At 46.1% G+C, this 17,806-nt stretch carries 14 protein-coding genes and 1 other annotated feature (1 of these 15 cut by a window edge); of the genes, 4 read left to right on the forward strand and 10 right to left on the reverse strand.

The genetic code is table 11. The features are described from left to right. Positions 1-3: a binding site (T-box leader), on the reverse strand; it reaches 263 nt to the left of the window's first position. Between the two features lie 135 nt (positions 4-138). Further along, complete coding sequence (locus ACYCS5_RS01780; RefSeq protein WP_209949563.1) at positions 139-3,162, forward strand: penicillin-binding protein 1A; 3,024 nt, start codon at positions 139-141, stop codon at positions 3,160-3,162. A gap of 88 nt (positions 3,163-3,250) precedes the next feature. Here the strand turns inward: ACYCS5_RS01780 and acsA are convergent, their stop codons facing one another. Further along, positions 3,251-4,966 carry an acetate--CoA ligase gene (acsA, locus tag ACYCS5_RS01785; RefSeq protein WP_209949561.1) on the reverse strand — a complete coding sequence of 572 codons (1,716 nt, stop codon included), beginning with the start codon at positions 4,964-4,966 and terminating at the stop codon, positions 3,251-3,253. Positions 4,967-5,206: 240 nt separating this feature from the next. Here acsA and ACYCS5_RS01790 point away from each other — a divergent pair, with 240 nt between their 5' ends. Further along, positions 5,207-5,839, forward strand: a complete 633-nt coding sequence (locus ACYCS5_RS01790) for a GNAT family N-acetyltransferase (RefSeq protein ID WP_340955876.1) — start codon at positions 5,207-5,209, stop codon at positions 5,837-5,839. A gap of 13 nt (positions 5,840-5,852) precedes the next feature. Here ACYCS5_RS01790 and ACYCS5_RS01795 read toward each other — a convergent pair whose 3' ends face one another. The 4 genes from ACYCS5_RS01795 to ACYCS5_RS01810 all read right to left on the reverse strand — a co-directional run bounded on the left by ACYCS5_RS01795 (position 5,853) and on the right by ACYCS5_RS01810 (position 8,670). Next, the gene (locus ACYCS5_RS01795; RefSeq protein ID WP_029517651.1) at positions 5,853-6,551 is read right to left on the reverse strand and encodes a 5'-methylthioadenosine/adenosylhomocysteine nucleosidase; all 699 of its coding nucleotides are present in this window, start codon (positions 6,549-6,551) and stop codon (positions 5,853-5,855) included. Positions 6,552-6,665: 114 nt separating this feature from the next. After that, positions 6,666-7,673: a catabolite control protein A gene (gene ccpA, locus ACYCS5_RS01800; RefSeq protein WP_029517652.1), complete on the reverse strand. Its 1,008-nt coding sequence runs from the start codon at positions 7,671-7,673 to the stop codon at positions 6,666-6,668. 107 nt (positions 7,674-7,780) lie between these two features. After that, on the reverse strand, positions 7,781-8,122 hold the full coding sequence (ytxJ, locus tag ACYCS5_RS01805) for a bacillithiol system redox-active protein YtxJ (protein WP_069010576.1): 342 nt from the start codon (positions 8,120-8,122) through the stop codon (positions 7,781-7,783). Between the two features lie 101 nt (positions 8,123-8,223). Further along, positions 8,224-8,670 carry a hypothetical protein gene (locus ACYCS5_RS01810; protein WP_039270826.1) on the reverse strand — a complete coding sequence of 149 codons (447 nt, stop codon included), beginning with the start codon at positions 8,668-8,670 and terminating at the stop codon, positions 8,224-8,226. 337 nt (positions 8,671-9,007) lie between these two features. Between ACYCS5_RS01810 and ACYCS5_RS01815 the strand changes: the two genes are divergently transcribed. Further along, the gene (locus tag ACYCS5_RS01815) at positions 9,008-9,538 is read left to right on the forward strand and encodes a type 1 glutamine amidotransferase domain-containing protein (protein ID WP_029517654.1); all 531 of its coding nucleotides are present in this window, start codon (positions 9,008-9,010) and stop codon (positions 9,536-9,538) included. Positions 9,539-9,731: 193 nt separating this feature from the next. Here the strand turns inward: ACYCS5_RS01815 and ptsP are convergent, their stop codons facing one another. The 4 genes from ptsP to aroA form a co-directional block, all read right to left on the reverse strand. Next, complete coding sequence (gene ptsP / locus ACYCS5_RS01820) at positions 9,732-11,477, reverse strand: phosphoenolpyruvate--protein phosphotransferase (protein WP_459760711.1); 1,746 nt, start codon at positions 11,475-11,477, stop codon at positions 9,732-9,734. Further along, entirely contained in the window at positions 11,474-13,357 is a 1,884-nt protein-coding gene (locus ACYCS5_RS01825; protein ID WP_023989337.1) for a glucose PTS transporter subunit IIA, read from the reverse strand. Before ACYCS5_RS01825 ends, ptsP begins: the two co-directional genes overlap by 4 nt. Positions 13,358-13,656: 299 nt before the next feature. Then, positions 13,657-14,091, reverse strand: a complete 435-nt coding sequence (locus ACYCS5_RS01830) for a CoA-binding protein (protein WP_013310932.1) — start codon at positions 14,089-14,091, stop codon at positions 13,657-13,659. A 33-nt stretch (positions 14,092-14,124) separates the two neighbouring features. Beyond that, entirely contained in the window at positions 14,125-15,417 is a 1,293-nt protein-coding gene (gene aroA, locus ACYCS5_RS01835; RefSeq protein ID WP_459760712.1) for a 3-phosphoshikimate 1-carboxyvinyltransferase, read from the reverse strand. Positions 15,418-15,685: 268 nt separating this feature from the next. On the opposite strand from aroA, the gene ACYCS5_RS01840 reads away from it, so the two are divergent. Further along, on the forward strand, positions 15,686-15,991 hold the full coding sequence (locus ACYCS5_RS01840; protein WP_010345522.1) for a rhodanese-like domain-containing protein: 306 nt from the start codon (positions 15,686-15,688) through the stop codon (positions 15,989-15,991). Positions 15,992-16,239: 248 nt separating this feature from the next. Here the strand turns inward: ACYCS5_RS01840 and gndA are convergent, their stop codons facing one another. Then, positions 16,240-17,646 carry an NADP-dependent phosphogluconate dehydrogenase gene (gndA, locus tag ACYCS5_RS01845; protein WP_013310934.1) on the reverse strand — a complete coding sequence of 469 codons (1,407 nt, stop codon included), beginning with the start codon at positions 17,644-17,646 and terminating at the stop codon, positions 16,240-16,242. Positions 17,647-17,806 lie beyond the last annotated feature (160 nt).

Genomic DNA, 17,806 nt, shown 5'->3' on the forward strand with positions numbered 1-17,806 from the left:
TCACGATATTTACTTTGACCTATTTATAACACACTGCTTTTATGTAGTCAACGACACCAAAAGACAGGCTTTTTAGCATATGGGTTCATTTTGTAATTTTATGCTATAATAATGGCTGTTATAAAGGAGGAAGACTTAATGGTTGAAGAAAAAAACAATGTATCAGAGCCAAAGCCTTCCCGCTTGCGGACAACCATGCGAAGGCTCGGCCGTGTCATAAAGTGGGTCGTCATCATCGGTTTTATGGGGGCACTATTTGCAGGAGGGGCGGCCGCCGGCTATGTTGCTTCTATTGTAAAAAGCGAACCCGTGCGTTCCAGATCCATGATCCTACAGGAAGTAGATAAGAATGCAATTACAGGCTTCGCTTATTTCAATGATGGCTCTCCCATCGGACAACTCCGGACAGAAGAAGATCGAAGACCTGTCACGTTTAAGGAGATTCCACAACTCGTCATTGACGCAGTCATTGCCATTGAAGATAATCATTTTTACGAGCATAAAGGTGTCGATCTATCGGGAACACTGCGTGCTGTGAAGCAAAAGGCGCTGCATGAATCCGTACAAACCGGGGGTAGTACCCTCACCCAGCAGCTTGCGCGTCGTGTCTTTCTAAATCTCGATCGCACGGATGATCGCAAGGTCAAAGAAATTTTGCTGTCTCTGCGCCTTGAACGCTTCCTAAGCAAGCAACAAATTATTACGGCCTATCTTAATAAAGTACCTTTTGGTAACGGTTCAAGCGGTTACAACGTCTTTGGCATTAAAGCAGCGGCCAAAGGTATTTTTAATGAGAATGATCTGAACGAGCTTAATATAGCCCAGGCTGCCTATCTGGCAGGTTTGCCACAGCTTCCTTCTTCCTATTCTGCTTACAACGGTAAGGGTGAGTTTAATGAAGCTGGCTTTAAAAGAGCCATCAACCGCCAGCACCTGGTGCTCAGTCGAATGCTGGAGGAGAACAAAATCAATAAAGCACAGTATGATGAAGCGATGGCTTTTGATATCAAAAAATCTCTCGCACCACGTACTGTTAAGGCTTATAACACCTATCCATATCTTATGATAGAAACAGAACGACAAGCTGCGCAGGCACTCATGTCTGTCACCAATCCGGGTCAAGCAGCTAATGCCAGTGCAGATGCCAAAACCAAGGACGATAATGATTTGCTCAAAGAAGCTGAACAGCAGCTTCGCACAGGCGGTTATATGGTGTACACCACCATTGATAAGAGCGTATACAAATCTATGCGTCAAATTGCAGAAAATAAGAATAACTTCTCTGCCACTAGTAAAACCAAGGGTGACGAACAAGCAGCGGCTATTCTGATTCAGCATAAAACAGGCGCCATTCTTGGAATGATGGAAGGTCGGGACTTCCAAAAGGAGCAGATGAATTATGCCACCCAGATGGTTCGTCAGCCGGGTTCGGCAATGAAACCGATTGCTGCCTATCTCCCTGCATTGGACAGCGGTCTTGTGCAGCCTGGTAGTATCGTGGATGATGCCCCTATTATTTTGAAAGATGGCAGTAATGGGTATCACATTCCGAAAAATTCTAACAACCGCTATCAAGGATTGGTCACGGCGCGTTATGCACTGAATCAATCGCTCAATACGATAGCACTCAAGCTGTTTAACGAAAAAGTAGGGATCAGCAAAGCCTGGGCTTTTGCCAAGAAGCTGGGCATCACCACCTTGGAATCCAGTGATAACAACGCCCAAACGGGTGTACTTGGCGGCTTGGCCCATGGGGTGACCGTCGAGGAGCTTACGAATGCATATGGAGCCATTCCAAATGGCGGTGTGTTTAATGACGCCTATATGATCGAAAAGATTGTGGATTCGCAAGGCAATATTATATACAAGCATCAGCCTAATCCTGTGCAGGCCTTCTCACCGCAAACCGCCTACCTGATGACAGATATGTTGCGTACAGCCGTGTCGGAGGGCACAGGCAGACTGGTGAAGCGGAACTTTGACCAATCCGGTAAGATTCCGATTGCCGGCAAGACAGGCACTACGCAATCCTACACTGATGTTTGGTTCGAGGGCTTTACGCCTGACGTCACACTGGGTGTATGGGTTGGTTACAAGCAACCTGTCAATAAGCTTGAAACGAAAGTCCAAAAAGAGCGGGCTCGCCGCTTATGGGCTCTAATCATGAATGAAGTAACAGCTAAAGATGCTCAGCTGTTCCAAACGGACAGCTTCAAGAGACCTGACGGCATTGTAAGCCGTACAGCATCCGCATATGGTTCGGACATTTATAACAGTAAGTATCCACCTAAAAACAGTGAAAATGGTGTGAGTCGTGCGAAATATATTACCTACCAAGGTGTGAATTATATTCCACGCGATGGTACACCGGATGATATGTTATATGAACGGACCGTTAGGAAACGGGAAAAGTCAATCTCAGAATTGATTAAAGAGCTTCAGCAAGCCTTTAAGGTGATGAGACGACATAATTCGTTGTCCTACTATCTGCCTCAGGATGCAGATAAGGAAGCTCCTACTCAGATTGATCCACGCAAGGACGATGGAGCAGCTCCTAACGCTCCATCTAGCGTCAACGTAAGCTATAGTGATGGTAAAGCCATAATCAGCTTTAGCCCAAGCGGAAACAGCGACGTCGTAGGATACCGTCTGTATCGTTCTACAGATGGGGGGAGCTTCCAACGGCTTGGCAAGGTCGTTATGGCTGACAGCTCCAAGGTGTTCTCTGACAGCCCTGGGGGCAGCAGCTCTAGCTACTACGTGACCGCCGTTGATGTGGGCGGCCATGAGTCCGGTCCAAGCACGAAAGCAAGCGCAACACCTGTAGTGCCACCTGCAGATTCTGAGTCTCCAGACGTTCCGGGCGAGGGAGATGGAACAGGTGAGCAGCCTACAGAGGTCCCTACTGCCCCTGGACAGCCTCAAGCTAAAGCCGCAGGCTCATCCGTAGCGCTCCAATGGAGCGCAGGTAAGTCGGCGGACGCTATTACAGGCTATAACGTGTATTACAGCGAAAGCGGTGCGGAGCCTTTTACAAATATAGGCTCTACCGCATCTACCAGCTTTGAATATAAGTCGAAGAAAAAGCCAAAAGGCTGGTTTCGTGTCACTTCCATGAATGCCATGGGGGAATCGGCTCCTTCCGGAGCCGTCCGTCCATAACTGAAGACAAGAGTAGAAAGTGATAGGAGTCCCCTTAGCCATTAGGGCTTTGGAGACTCCTTTTTTTAATTCTAATATACACAGTACTTCAATCCTCTATGGTAGATAAGTCACCTGTAGGAAGGTTAAGCTCCCAGGCTTTCAACACGCGTCTCATAATTTTACCAGAGCGGGTTTTGGGTAACTTTTCCTTAAATTCAATTTCGCGTGGAGCAGCATGGGCAGACAGCCCTTCCTTAACGAAGCGATAGATGTCCTGCTGTAAAGCTTCAGACGGTGCATAGCCTTCACGCAGTGCAACAAAAGCTTTGATAATCTCTCCCCGCACGGTATCTGGTTTTCCAATGACTCCGGCTTCCGCTACAGCAGGATGCTCCAGAAGCTTGCTTTCCACCTCAAAAGGGCCGATTCGCTCTCCAGAGGAGTTAATGACATCATCAATCCTACCCTGAAACCAGAAATATCCGTCCTCATCCATGTAAGCTGAATCACCCGATACATACCAACCGGGAAAGCGGAAATATTCCTGAAACTTGTTCGGATTGTTCCATATACGATTCATCATGGATGGCCATGGTGTACGGATCGCCAAGTGACCCATCCGGTTAGGAGGCAACACCTGCCCTCTGTCGTCCAAAATAGCAGCTTGAATACCTGGGAGTGGCTTTCCCATCGAACCCGGCTTAATCGGCAGCTCAGGGTAATTACAGATCAACTGTGCGCCTGTTTCCGTCATCCACCAAGTATCATGAATGCGCTGTGTATATACTTGCCATCCCCATCGCACCACTTCGGGATTCAGCGGTTCCCCAACGGATAATACATGCCGCAGACTGCTGAGATCATATTTGGAAACAACCTGCTCCCCTGCGCTCATCAGCATCCGAAACGCTGTAGGAGCACTATACCATATGGTCACTTCGTGACGCTCAATCGTACGGTACCAGTCTTCCGGGCTGAAACGCCCCCCACGAATGACATTCGTCGCTCCATTTAGCCATGGAGCAAAAATACCGTATGACGTTCCCGTGACCCAGCCAGGATCAGCAGTACACCAATACACATCATCTTCCCGCAAATCCAGCACCATTTTGCCAGTATAGTAATGCTGAATCATTGCATTTTGCACATGATACACGCCTTTGGGCTTGCCTGTTGAGCCTGATGTATAGTGAATAATTAATCCATCTTCACGATCCAACCATTCAGGCTCAAGTTCCTCTGAGGACGTAAGCATTTCTGTCTCAAAATCGATAATTCCCTGCTCGCGTTCATCCATATCACCAACCACAAAAATATGCCGTAGCTCAGGAAGCTCCTCACGTTTTACCCGTGACAGAAGCGCAGGTGTGGTCACTAATGCAACTGCCCCACTATCCTCCAATCGATCCTTAACCGCAGTTTCCATAAACGCCTCAAACAATGGACCGACAACAGCCCCTACCTTTAGAACACCAAGTAAACTAATAACCAGCTCAGGTGAACGTGGCATGAAAATAAACACCCGCTCCCCTTTACCAATACCGTATTTGCGCAGCACATTTCCGAACCTGTTAGAGCTAGCACGAAGCTGAGAGAAGGTGTAGGTTTCATGACGGTTTGCGTCACAATACAATAGTGCCGCTTTCTCACCCCGTCCTTCCTGTACATGTCGATCAATGGCTTCATGTGCCATATTTACCTTGCCTGTTTCATACCACGTAAAATGACGCTCTGCATCCTCCCACTGAAAGTTGTTGTAAGCTTGTTCATACGGGCCCATGTTGGATGTGGGAACTACAGTCTGGAGTTCTTCAATCTTCATGCGTTCAGCCTCCTCACAATGGATTAATGAGAAATACACAGGACAAGATAACGCTTACAAAAATCAATAAAGCAGATAGATTCCTTTGGTTTACTGGTTGATTTAAATTGTGAACATTTTATGTCTAAAACAGTATATCATAGGTCACGATGTGACGACCATCCTTTTCATTTAATTGTTTTTTTGCTATAAGTATGGGATATGAGGAACGAGCTCATGGCGAACAAGGAGGGCGTACGTATGCAGCATTTAAAACTGTACCACTCGGATACGCTGAATCATAACGGACAAACAATCTATGTAGAAGGCCCCGTATCCGCGGATCAACTGCGTTCATTTCAAATGCACAAGCAATTAGATGCCTTTCGCAAACCAAAGGAGCAATTCGACGCGTTGGTGGATATTTCGGAACTGCCAGAAGGCAGAATTATCATTGCCCACAACGGGGAAACCCTTTTGGGATATGTTACTTTTCATTACCCAGATGAGATGGAGCGCTGGTCGGAAGCTGGCATGAAGGATTTACTGGAACTCGGAGCTGTTGAGGTAGCCGATGACTATCGTGGTCTAGGCCTGGGTAGCCGAATGATACGGATTGCCTTTGAGGATGGACAGCTTGAATCCTATATTATTTTTACGACCGAATACTATTGGCATTGGGATTTAAAAGGCAGCGGTCTCTCCGTATGGGAATACCGGCGCATGATGGAGCGTCTAATGAAAACTGTAGATATGGTCTGGTACGCCACGGATGATCCTGAAATATGCTCACATCCTGCTAACTGTCTGATGGTACGAATGGGAAAGGATGTGCCCCTCGCATCACAAGAGCAGTTTGACCATATCCGATTTGTCCGAAGATTCATGTATTAAAAAAATTATACCATTAGCCCAAATGCTTGAGCATGAACTCCACAATACGATGCGAACGATGTGAAGCTTCTACCGTAAATTCAGCATAATTAACGTGGGCCGATCCATCAGCCTTATCTGACATAGATCGTAGTACAACATAAGGCACAGCGTTCATATGAGCTGTCTGAGCCACAGCCGCACCCTCCATTTCGGTACAAGCGCCGTCCATTTCCTGATGCAATGCAGTCACTAACTCACGATGTGCAACAAATTGATCGCCAGAAAGTACCTTGCCGACAATATACCGATCGCCAAACGATTTGCAGGCTTGCTCAGCTAGACTTACAAGCTCGGGATCAGCCACAAACTCTGAGGTGTCCTGATAAGGAATGACCCCTCTGGCATAACCCAAAGGCGTTACATCCATATCATGCTGCATACATGTTGATGAGATGACAATATCTCCAATGTTTAAATCAGGATGAACCGCCCCTGCCACTCCCGTGAATATAATCTGTTCTACACCAAAATGATCAATCAGGATTTGTGTTGTTACCGCCGCATTAACCTTGCCTACACCGGATTTACAGACGACGACTCTTTGCCCGTGAATGATTCCTGTAGTGTAAGTGATTCCAGCCTTGACCGTCTTACTCGCTTCCGTCATCGCTGCCAGCAGCAATTCAATCTCTTCATCCATAGCACCCATTAATCCATAAAGTCGGCTCATTACGCATCCCTCTATTCTTAGTTTGATGATGATGTCCAGAAGAAGCTTTATATCCACGAAAAAAGCTCCATCAAAGGAGCTTTCATCGAAGGTATATCCTATTCAGCACTGCGTCTAGTCTAAATAATTAACTGACAACCGCAAAATAGTTTCATGCGGCAAAATAACGCGAGGGTTCTCCACGTTTTCCTTTTTCATCAGCTTGGTCAGCAAACGCATCGCTACCGCACCCAAATCGTACATCGGTTGCGCGACGGTTGTCAGCTGAGGACGAACCATAGAGGCCATACGAATATTATCAACACTGATTACCGAAAAATCATCAGGAACTTTCAATCCCTCATCTTGAATACTATGGATCGCACCAATTGCCATTTCATCCGTTGCAGCAAAAATCGCACTTGGCTTCTTCTTCAGGCCGAGAAAATATTTCATGGCTTCAACACCAGATTCATAACGGTAGTTCCCGATTCGCACCAGATCCTCCTGATAATCAATTCCGGCTGCTTCCAATGCTCTCTTGTAACCTTGGAAACGTGCATAGCCGTTTGCAGGATCTTGAAGCGTACCACTGATCATTGCGATTTGACGGTGTCCATGGCGGATCAACGTGTTTACTGCATCAAAAGCAGCCGCTTCATGGTCAATATCGACCGAAGGATAGCTTCCTTTTTCATCACTCGTTGCACATAGAACGATAGGGACCGCAGCTGTATGGAACGCCTGAATATGCTCGTCCGTTACTGTACCACCCATGAACAGAAGACCATCCACTTGCTTTTCAAGCAATGTGTTGATGACACGAATCTCTTTTTCTTTTCGCTTGTCGGCATTACACAAAATAATATTATAGTGATACATATTCGCTATATCCTCAATACCGCGTGCAATTTCTGCAAAAATTGAGTTCGATATATCCGGTATAACCACGCCGACGGTCGTTGTCTTCTTGCTGGCCAGACCTCTAGCGACCGCATTTGGGCGATATCCCAATTGTTCAATCGCTTCGTACACTTTCTTGCGGGTCTGAGGTTTCACATTAGGATTATTGTTAACTACGCGGGACACTGTGGCCATTGAGACACCAGCTTCGCGAGCTACATCATAGATCGTTACCGTCACATTCCTTCTCTCCATTGCCAATAAATTTTCAACCGAATCCTAGATCAACTAATTAGAACCATGATACGACAAAATACTACTTTATGCAACGACAGCACACATTCTATCTATGTGAGATGATCGTGGAGTGCACGGGCTGTAATATTCGAATGGGATGTATGCCAAACAGCTTCTCCGCCCTTGATTAAAATGGCCTGCGGGGATTCATGCTTCACCTGAAGCCTGTCCGCGGTTTCATTGGACACCGGCCGATCTTCTACTACATAAATGATACCGTATTCAATATTTTCGTTGGGAGCGTCATGCAAATAGGACTCCACTTCCTGATATGCGCCTGCACTTATCGGACAACGTGTGCTATGTTTAAAGAGAAGCAACGGCTTGTCTGATGACGCTTCCAGAGCCGTATCTAATTGTTGAACAGTAGTCATTTTTGTCATCGTCGCCATTGGATATACATTCCTTTCTGTGTCTTGTCGTATGGCCTATTCCCATCGTAACAAAAAGAACATGTAAAATCCAATGGTGACCATGAAAATTTTCATATTTTTTAGTTTTTTGTATTTGTAAATACCGATTCACTGGTAAAACCGGATAATTGGACCAATTTTTTCTCTACATCATTCATCCAATCTTCGTCTCCCAGACTTCTCGCATAGCGATAAAGATCCAGTAAGAGATTAATTCGAAGCTCCATCCGCTCCTCCAAAGCAGATTGCCAATCTACATTGGGATTGTCCGCTTCCTCCAGTACAAGCTTGCGAATGATTTCTGCCAGTTCATTGTTGCGAGCAAAAGAAATTCTCCGCGCCGTAGGTTTGCTCCCTAGACTTTGTAATAGTGCCTTAATGTCCTTCGTCACATGCTGCAAAACCTCACTGGAAAAGCATGACGAGCATGAGAATACAGGGACGTGCAAAATTTCAACCTTGTCCGCATAGATTACCTTTCGCAGTTCCAGTCCCATCGGTTTGCCACATTGACATTGCTTTTGCATTTAACCACCTCATTACGTAGGATCAAACTATACGAGGATCTCATCAGAATCCAAATATATCTATCTACTAGTCTAATAAATATTTGTTAACTCCATTAAATCTATCATACCTTGTTTTATTTCGACTTTGGGACTTCAAATCCTTCCACACGTTGCAGCTATGAACAAATTACCAAAGCTTTAGCGAGTCAGAAAATGACGACAATTGCCGTCAAAGAGCAGACTACTACATAAGAATCTGCGAAGGAATGGACTTCGGGCGTTCTTTTTCTTAAGATGTAAAAGTACAGATTACAAAACAGAGGTGTCATCATGTGACGCACGAAAGGATGGTTGGATGTCAAGACTTGCCGGAAAAAAGGTTATCGCCCTAGTGGATGAGGAATTCGAGGATCTGGAGCTGTGGTATCCAATTTACCGTGTTCGTGAAGAAGGTGCAGAAGTGCATTTAGCCGGTGCGGAAAAGGGTAAAAAATATATTGGAAAATATGGCGTACCTGCTGAAGCGGAATATGCCTTTGAGGAACTGAATAGCAGTGATTATGACGGGATTCTCGTCCCTGGCGGTTGGGCACCTGATAAATTGCGCCGCTATCCCAAAGTAATTCAACTCGTACAGGAGTTTCATGCTGCTCATAAGCCGATTGGACAAATCTGTCATGCAGGCTGGGTACTGATTTCTGCTAAAATTTTGGATGGTGTTACGGTAACTTCCACACCAGGTATTCGTGATGATATGGAAAATGCAGGAGCTACCTGGAAGGATGAAGCTGTTGTGACGGATGGGCATATTGTTTCTGCTCGTCGGCCGCCCGATCTTCCACCTTACGGAAAAGCGTTCTGCGATTTGTTAGCAGATAACACCTAAACCGTAATCACAACAGACTGTCAACAAGATGAAAAAAGAACCTTCAAAACCATGAATGAGGTGGTTTTGAAGGTTCTTTTTCGTCCAAACCATGCTACGCCATTAAGGTTTGTCACGACAAGTCTAACAGTATGGAGTTTTTGGCTCCCCCCAAAAGTGTATGCTAATTGCGAAGCTTTGCGGACATTACATATTACTGCCGTCCAGGCCCGGCCGGAGTGCAGCTGACATTAGCTGCAGTCAGCTTGTCTTCAATCGCTGCACCAGTGGACATGCCAAAGCAAACCTGAGCGACCGTCGTTGCCTCAGATGCAGTCGTATTCAGCACACGATGCTTGACCCGCAATAAAGATTGGGGAGACATGCTGAGTTGATGAATCCCCAGTTCCAGCCAAAGCGGAACGGACCGTTCATCTCCAGCCATCTCACCACATACACTCACATCAATTCCTGCTTGATGTGCCGCTTGTGCAGTCATGCGCAGCATTCGAAGTACAGCTGGATGGTATGGATGGTACATATGTGCAATCTGCTCATTCATACGGTCTACAGCCAGCACATATTGAACCAGATCATTCGTTCCGATACTAAAAAAATTGGTTTCAGCTGCCAATAAATCAGCGATCATCGCTGCAGCCGGTACCTCAATCATAATTCCTCGCTGAATGTTCGGATTATAGGCAAGCCCTCTTGCATCCAAATCCGCCATAGCCTCCTTCAAAAGAGCATCTGCCTGGCGGACCTCCTCTACAGATGAGATCATCGGATACATTACCTTGATATTTCCCATTGCACTGGCTCGCAAAATTGCAGTCAACTGGGTTTTAAACAATTCTTTCCAATCCAGACTGATCCGTATAGCACGGTAACCCAGAAAAGGATTTTCTTCCTCTGGTAGTTCAAGATAGTCCAACGGCTTATCTCCACCGATATCCAAGGTACGGATGACCACAGAGTGGTTTCCTGCCTTTTCTGCTATCAGCCGATATACTTCATACTGTTCCTCTTCATCTGGAGCAGATTTGCGATCCATGTATAAAAATTCCGTGCGGAACAGTCCTACACCTTGAGCGCCATGCTTCAAAGCTGCCTCCAGCTCTTTAATCGAACTAATATTGGCCGCCAGCCTCAGGGTGGTTCCATCCTTAGTCACGGCATCTACAGAAGCAAGTACCTGAAGCTGCTCTTTTCTACGTCGCTGCTCGTCGCGCAAAATTTTATAATGATCAGTTACCGTTTTTTCCGGATTCACATAAACTTTGCCCAGGTCTCCGTCCACAACCATTATGTCTCCCGTTTGAACGGGCAAATTCAGATTGCTCTCCAGTCCTGAAACGAGTGGAATCCCAAGTGCACGGGCCATGATCGCAGAATGCGAAGTTTTACCACCATTCATAGTTACAATCCCTAAAACATAGCTAGGATTCAAGTGTGCCGACTGGGAGGGTGAGAGCTCCTTGGCTACCAGAATATAGGGCTGTGTGTCCTTGGGAAGAGTCACCTCCGGTGCACCCAGCAAATGCTTGAGCAGCCGGTTCCCCACATCTTTGATATCGATTGCCCGCTCCTTCATATATTCATCGTCCAGTAAATCAAACATTGTCACAAAATGATCAATAGCTTCCTTCACGGCCACCTCGGCCGCCTTGTACTGACGCTCAATAATTCCACGAATTTCATTCATGAATTCCGGATCTTCCAATATCGCAAGATGAGCATCAAAGATGCTGGATTCTTCTGGCCCCACCATCTCTCGAAACTCATCCTTAATAAACTGGATTTCACTTTTGGATGTGCGTATCCCTTCATACAAACGTTCAAATTCCTTTGCAAGATCTACCGCATCCATTTTTTGATCAGGTAAATCCCACTCCCAGCTCGGCAGGACAAATGCCTTCCCGATTGCCACACCTGCTGCGGCGCCGATGCCTTCTATCATGTTTCTACCCCTCCAACATTCCTGTCATGCAGCACAACGGACATTACCGAGGCCTGACCTTTTTTCACTGTTTTAAACGGAGCAAAGCTCCACGACTTGACGCGATCCGGATTCGTGATGACCATAGGAGTCACCAGCGATGGAGCTTGCTCTCGTAGCGCCTGCAAATCAAATTTGATCAGCAATTGCCCCGGTTCCACCGTATCGCCTGCTTCTACCATAGCAGTAAAATTCCCTTTTAGCTGTGAAGTATCAATCCCGATGTGAAGTAGAACTTCAAGTCCTTCTCGTGTGGAGATGCCTAAAGCGTGCATGGTCGGATACAAATGCATCACAGTACCATACACCGGAGAAACAAGTTCACCGCGTTCAGGAACAAAAGCAACACCGTCCCCAACCAGCTTCGTCGCAAAAATTTTGTCAGGCACTTCATGAATCGGTAGCATTTTTCCATGTACAGGAGCGTTGAACAAAATTTGAGGGAGATCACGCTCCATCAGCTTCGCGATTTCCTCACGAATCAGTTCTGAATACGTTCCGAATACAACCTGCAAATTACCCCCACCCAGATTGATAAGCCCAGCCGATCCCAAAGCCTTCATCGCTCCGGTATCAATTAGCCTGTCATTGTGGACGGTCAGCCGCAAACGTGTGATGCAGGCCTCTACTTGCACAATATTTTCCTTCCCGCCAAGTGCTTCCAAAATAAGCGGAGCACTATAAGGAATATTGCCGGCCCAATCCTCCAGAACCGAACCTTCCTCGCGTCCAGGAGTTGGAATACGGAACCGCCGGATAGCCCATCGAAACAGTACATAATACACAAGCCCGTACGCGACTCCCACTGGAATTAACAACCAGGCGTTATGTGAGAGATGAAAATTAAGGACATAATCTATAAAACCCGCCGAATAGGAAAATCCGTGATGAATATCCAGCTCAAAGGTAAGCCACATGGCCAGCCCAGACATAACTGCATGAACGAGGAACAAATAAGGAGCAGCAAATAAAAAGGCAAACTCAATCTGTTCCGACACTCCAGTAAAAAAGCAAACAAGCGCAGCTGTCAAAAATGTTTTTTGCACCTTTGGCTTCAAATCTTCACGCGCTTCCTGAATGATCGCCAGCGCAATGGCAGGGATCGCAAACATCATAATGGGGAACAACCCGGACATGAAATAGCCCGCTGTCGGATCGCCAGCAAAAAACCGGGGTAAATCTCCCTGCACAACGTTACCAGACGGTGTTTTATATGTACCCAGTTGAAACCAAAAAATATTATTAAGCAGATGGTGAAGACCAAAGGCCGCCAGTAGTCGGTATAGAATACCGTAGATAAACAGTCCAAAGCCGCCCAAGCTCGATTCCAAACCTACTATAAATTGCAGCCCTCTCTGTATGAGTGGGGCAATAATTAGCATGAGTCCTGCAAACACAGCCGAGAAGAGACCAATAAGCAGCAGAACAAATCGGGTACCTCCAAAAAATTGAAGCACCTCGGGCAATTTGATGCTTTTGAAGCGATTATAGGCCACCCCTGAAATGACCCCCAAAATGATACCAATGAGCGTCGCCGGTTGAATGAGTCCGTTTCCAAATCTCAATGTGACCTGATCGTATATAGCCATACCAGCCAATGCTGCCAGTCCCGCCTGACCTGCCTGATTCGACATACCCAGGGCAACACCAACCGCAAATAAATATGGCAAAAAATAAAAAATCCCGTGTCCCGCCGCATTTGCCATATCAGACACCATGGGGAATCCCCATGTCGACCAAGGAAGGCTGCCGAGACTTAGCAATATTGCAGCGGCTGGTAGCACCATCGTCGGGAGCATGACAGCACGACCGAGCTGTTGTAAGGATCCGAGCCAATTCATGGCATTCCTCTCCTTTCTTTCCCTGATGGTAAGCCGAATAAATACTTTTGTCAAAGCAATGATTCCGTCTGCCAAATATTTATTTACGCTACTACAGGTCAAAAACTTTATCATCACAAAAGATAACACTATGAATCCGTTTAGATCCATTTCATCAACAAGGCATACATACATTATATGGATTCCCGAGAGGATAATATACTGTACCATATTCCTCATTTCGCACCAAAAACCTTCAACCCTGTGAAGCAAGGGAAGAAGGTTTTCATGTGCGTATAGCACGGGTCACTGATCCTTGTTTATCCTTTACGTACAGCCTGGGTCACTGAGTCCTCCACCTTAATGCAACGATCCATAATAACCGTCATTCCATGCTCCTGCGCAATGTCAGCGGCTTCCTGGCTTATAATCCCCTGTTGAAGCCACAAAATCTTAGCTCCAATAGCTGCTGCTTCACGCGCAACCTCTGCACAGTATTCACTGCGGCGGAATACATTGACCAGCTCCACAGGCTCAGGTACTTCAGCAAGACTGGCATAACAAGTCTCCCCAAGAATCGTTTGCCCTGCCGCCGCAGGGTTAACCGGAATAATCCGGTATCCCCGCTTCTGCATGGCATAAGAAACCATATAAGAGGTTCGATCTGATTTATCAGACAAACCAACAACCGCAATATTTCCTACTTGTTCCAAAATGGTTTTAATCTCTTCTCTCGACGGATTTTCAAAAGCCATCCTGTTCCCTCCTATTCGCATCTTCGTTTGCTTTTATTTTACCCATTCTACAGAAGCACCAAGCGTCGTTAGATGATCAAAATACTGCGGATACGATTTGGCGACATGATGTGCATCCTTGATCACTAACGGCTTCTGTGAACGCAAACCTACAATCGTCAAGGCCATAATAACACGGTGATCAAAATGCGCGTTAATTTCCACGCCACCTTCGACACCCTCCGGTCTGCCATGTACGATAATTTCCGCTTGGCGTTCTTCTACCCGAGCTCCAGCCTTGGTCAGCTCATTCAAATAATCGGTAATGCGGTCGCATTCCTTATACCGTAAATTCTCCACGTTATAAAAGCGGGACGTGCCTTCAGCAAATACAGCCGCAGCCACCATTGCAAGCACAGCGTCTGTTGCAGCATCACCGTCAAACTCGACAGCTTTCAATCGGCCATCGCCCTTCACGACAACGGTATCGTTCTCATGTGTCAGTGGCACTTCCATCATACGCAACACATCTACGATAGCGCGTTCTCCCTGTTTGCTCTGCTCTTTAAGACGATGAATGGTAACATCAGAATTCGTTACTGCAGCAGCCGCTAGCACCGCTGCACTCCCTGGATAGTCTCCCTGTACCGTATATGTACGTGGCTGATAGGATTGCCGTCCCGGGACACGGAAAGACATGTAATCATCGCTTGCATGAATGATAATACCAGCCTCTTGCAATACCTCCAGGGTCTGCCCAATGACCACCTTGGATTTCAAATCATGCAGCACTTCGATTTCACTGTCTTCCTCCAGTAAAGGCGTAAGGAATAGCAAGGCACTCAAATATTGTGAGCTAACCGAGCCGGACACCTGAATTTTACCGCCCTTCGCCTGACCACCCTGAATACGAATTGGCAACTTACCTTCACGATGATCTACTTTCACACCCAGTTGCCCCAGTGCATCGATTAGATCATCATGTGGTCTCTTACCCAATGAGTCGGGATATGTATTAACAAATGTAACATCCGGACATAGAGATGCAATACCCATCAAAAAACGGAGCACCGCTCCTGCGTTTCCCACATTCAATTCCTTCACAGCTTGAGGATGGCTACCAAAACCTGTAATAACTATTTTTTCATCATCCTCTTCCAGAACTGCACCCAGATCGGCGATACAACGACGCATAGCATCACTGTCTTCACTATGGGCAGGATAATAAATGGTACTTTGTCCCTCAGCAAGTGCCGCAGTGAGCAGATAACGAGTAGTGTAGTTTTTGGAGGACAGGGCCCCAATCTCTCCTTGTAAGGAAGGGGTAGGTCTAACGATAACATCCATAATGTACATGCTCCTTTTCGGTTCAACCATCAAATTATACGTTAATTATACAAGTTGTAGCATTCATTTCTCCACCCAAAAAATAAGAAATATTAATCTAGGCCACCCGAGTGAATCCCGTCGGTTATTTAATCTATACCTGCCTTCAGGATTAAGCTGATTGACAGCCTAGAGATAGCTTAGCTATCATACATAGAGTGTGTGTGACATTTTGCACACGTCAAAAACATACGCAGCACCCATTATATATCAGAAAAGAGGTCCGGCCATGACGCAAATCGCCCTGATTGAACCTTCTGAGTTGCGCGCACGTCTGCAAGCAGGAGAGCAATTGCAACTAATTGACGTCCGCGAAGCGGAAGAAGTAGCGGAAGGCATGATTGAAGGTGCCAAGCACATTCCGCTCGGACAGCTTCCGGGTCGTCTTGAAGAAATTGAACGCACCGGTGAAATTATCTTTATTTGCCGGAGCGGTTATCGCAGTGAACGAGCCTGCGAATATCTACAGCAGCTAGGTTATGAAGGCTGTACTAACATGACTGGCGGCATGCTGCAATGGTCACAGGAGCAATAGAATACCTACTTCACAAAAGAGACGGGAACCTTCCCGTCTTTTTTGTTTCAACTCAAAGCTTAGACGCGGTAATGCATTAAAATCTTTTGTCCCTATCATACCATAGCGCCAAAAGATTACACAATCCTCTACTGCCATCATAATCGTATCCATAATTATAAATTAAAAAACGGAAGCTTCTTCTACCCATAGGGCAAAAAAGCTTCCGTTGTATTACATAATGCTATTCATACATATCCGTTCGTTCATTAGAACCATTGATGATGGAATACGCCTTCTTTGTCCACACGTTTGAACGTATGGGCACCAAAGTAGTCACGTTGTGCTTGCAACAGATTTGCTGGCAAACGCTCAGTGCGGTAGCTGTCATAGTATGCAAGCGCGCTGGAGAAACCAGGCACTGGAATACCTTGGGATACAGCCACGGAAATCACTTGACGCCATGCATCTTGATACGTTTCAACTACATTTTTGAAGTAAGAATCCAGCAACAGGTTTTTCAAGGCAGGATCGCGGTCATATGCATCCTTGATATTTTGCAGGAATTGCGAGCGGATAATGCAACCGCCGCGGAAGATCATAGCAATTTTTCCGTATTTCAAATCCCAATCATATTCATCGGAAGCTGCACGCATTTGAGCAAAACCTTGAGCATAGGACACAATTTTACTTGCAAACAGTGCTTTACGTACGCTTTCGATAAATTCTTTCTTGTCGCCACTGAAGGACTCAGCATTAGGACCGCTCAGCACTTTGCTTGCCGCAATGCGCTCGTCTTTCATAGCAGACAAGAAGCGGGAAAATACAGATTCAGTAATCATGGACAATGGCACACCCAGATCCAAAGCGCTTTGGCTTGTCCATTTACCTGTACCTTTTTGACCTGCAGCATCCAAGATAACATCTACCATTGGCTTGCCTGTTTCAGCATCGTACTGGGAGAAGATGTCAGCTGTAATTTCGATCAGGTAGCTGTCCAGTTCCCCTTTATTCCATTCCGTGAAGATTTCATGCAGCTCTTCTGCATTCACGTTTAGGACTGATTTTAACAGGTGATACGCTTCACCGATCAATTGCATGTCACCGTATTCGATACCGTTATGCACCATTTTTACATAGTGACCAGCACCGTCGGGACCGATATATGTACAGCATGGGTCGCCTTCCACTTTAGCAGAGATTGCCGTTAGAATCGGCTCTACCAGTTTATAGGCACTTTCTTGTCCACCCGGCATGATCGCAGGACCATTCAAGGCACCTTCTTCACCACCGGACACGCCTGTACCAATAAAGCGAAGTCCTTTTTCCTCCAGCTCCTTGCTGCGGCGCTGTGTATCAGGGAAGTAGGCATTGCCTCCGTCTATAATAATGTCGCCCTTGTCCAGATGAGGCACAAGCTGTTCAATCGTGGCATCTGTAGCTTTACCAGCTTGAACCATGATCAGGATTTTACGGGGCGATTCCAATGAGTTCACAAATTCTTCAATGGAGAAAGTACCCGTCAGTTTTTTACCTTCTGCTTCTTTGATAAGATCGTGCGTTTTTTCTGGAGAACGATTAAAAACCGAGACAGTGAAGCCTCTGCTCTCAATATTAAGGGCTAAATTCTTACCCATTACCGCCAGGCCGATCACACCAATTTGCTGTTTTGCCATCTGGTTCCTCATCCTTTGCAACATATTTTGTCTTCTATATCGCCGCTTTACCGCATTACACTTTATGTGAATCGGAATACGTGCACTTCTATTTTAACGTTTTTGGTGTAAGAAGTGAACCCCTGTCTATTCACAGATCAAAACACCCCATTTACATGAG

This window comes from Paenibacillus sp. SEL3, from assembly GCF_054602585.1.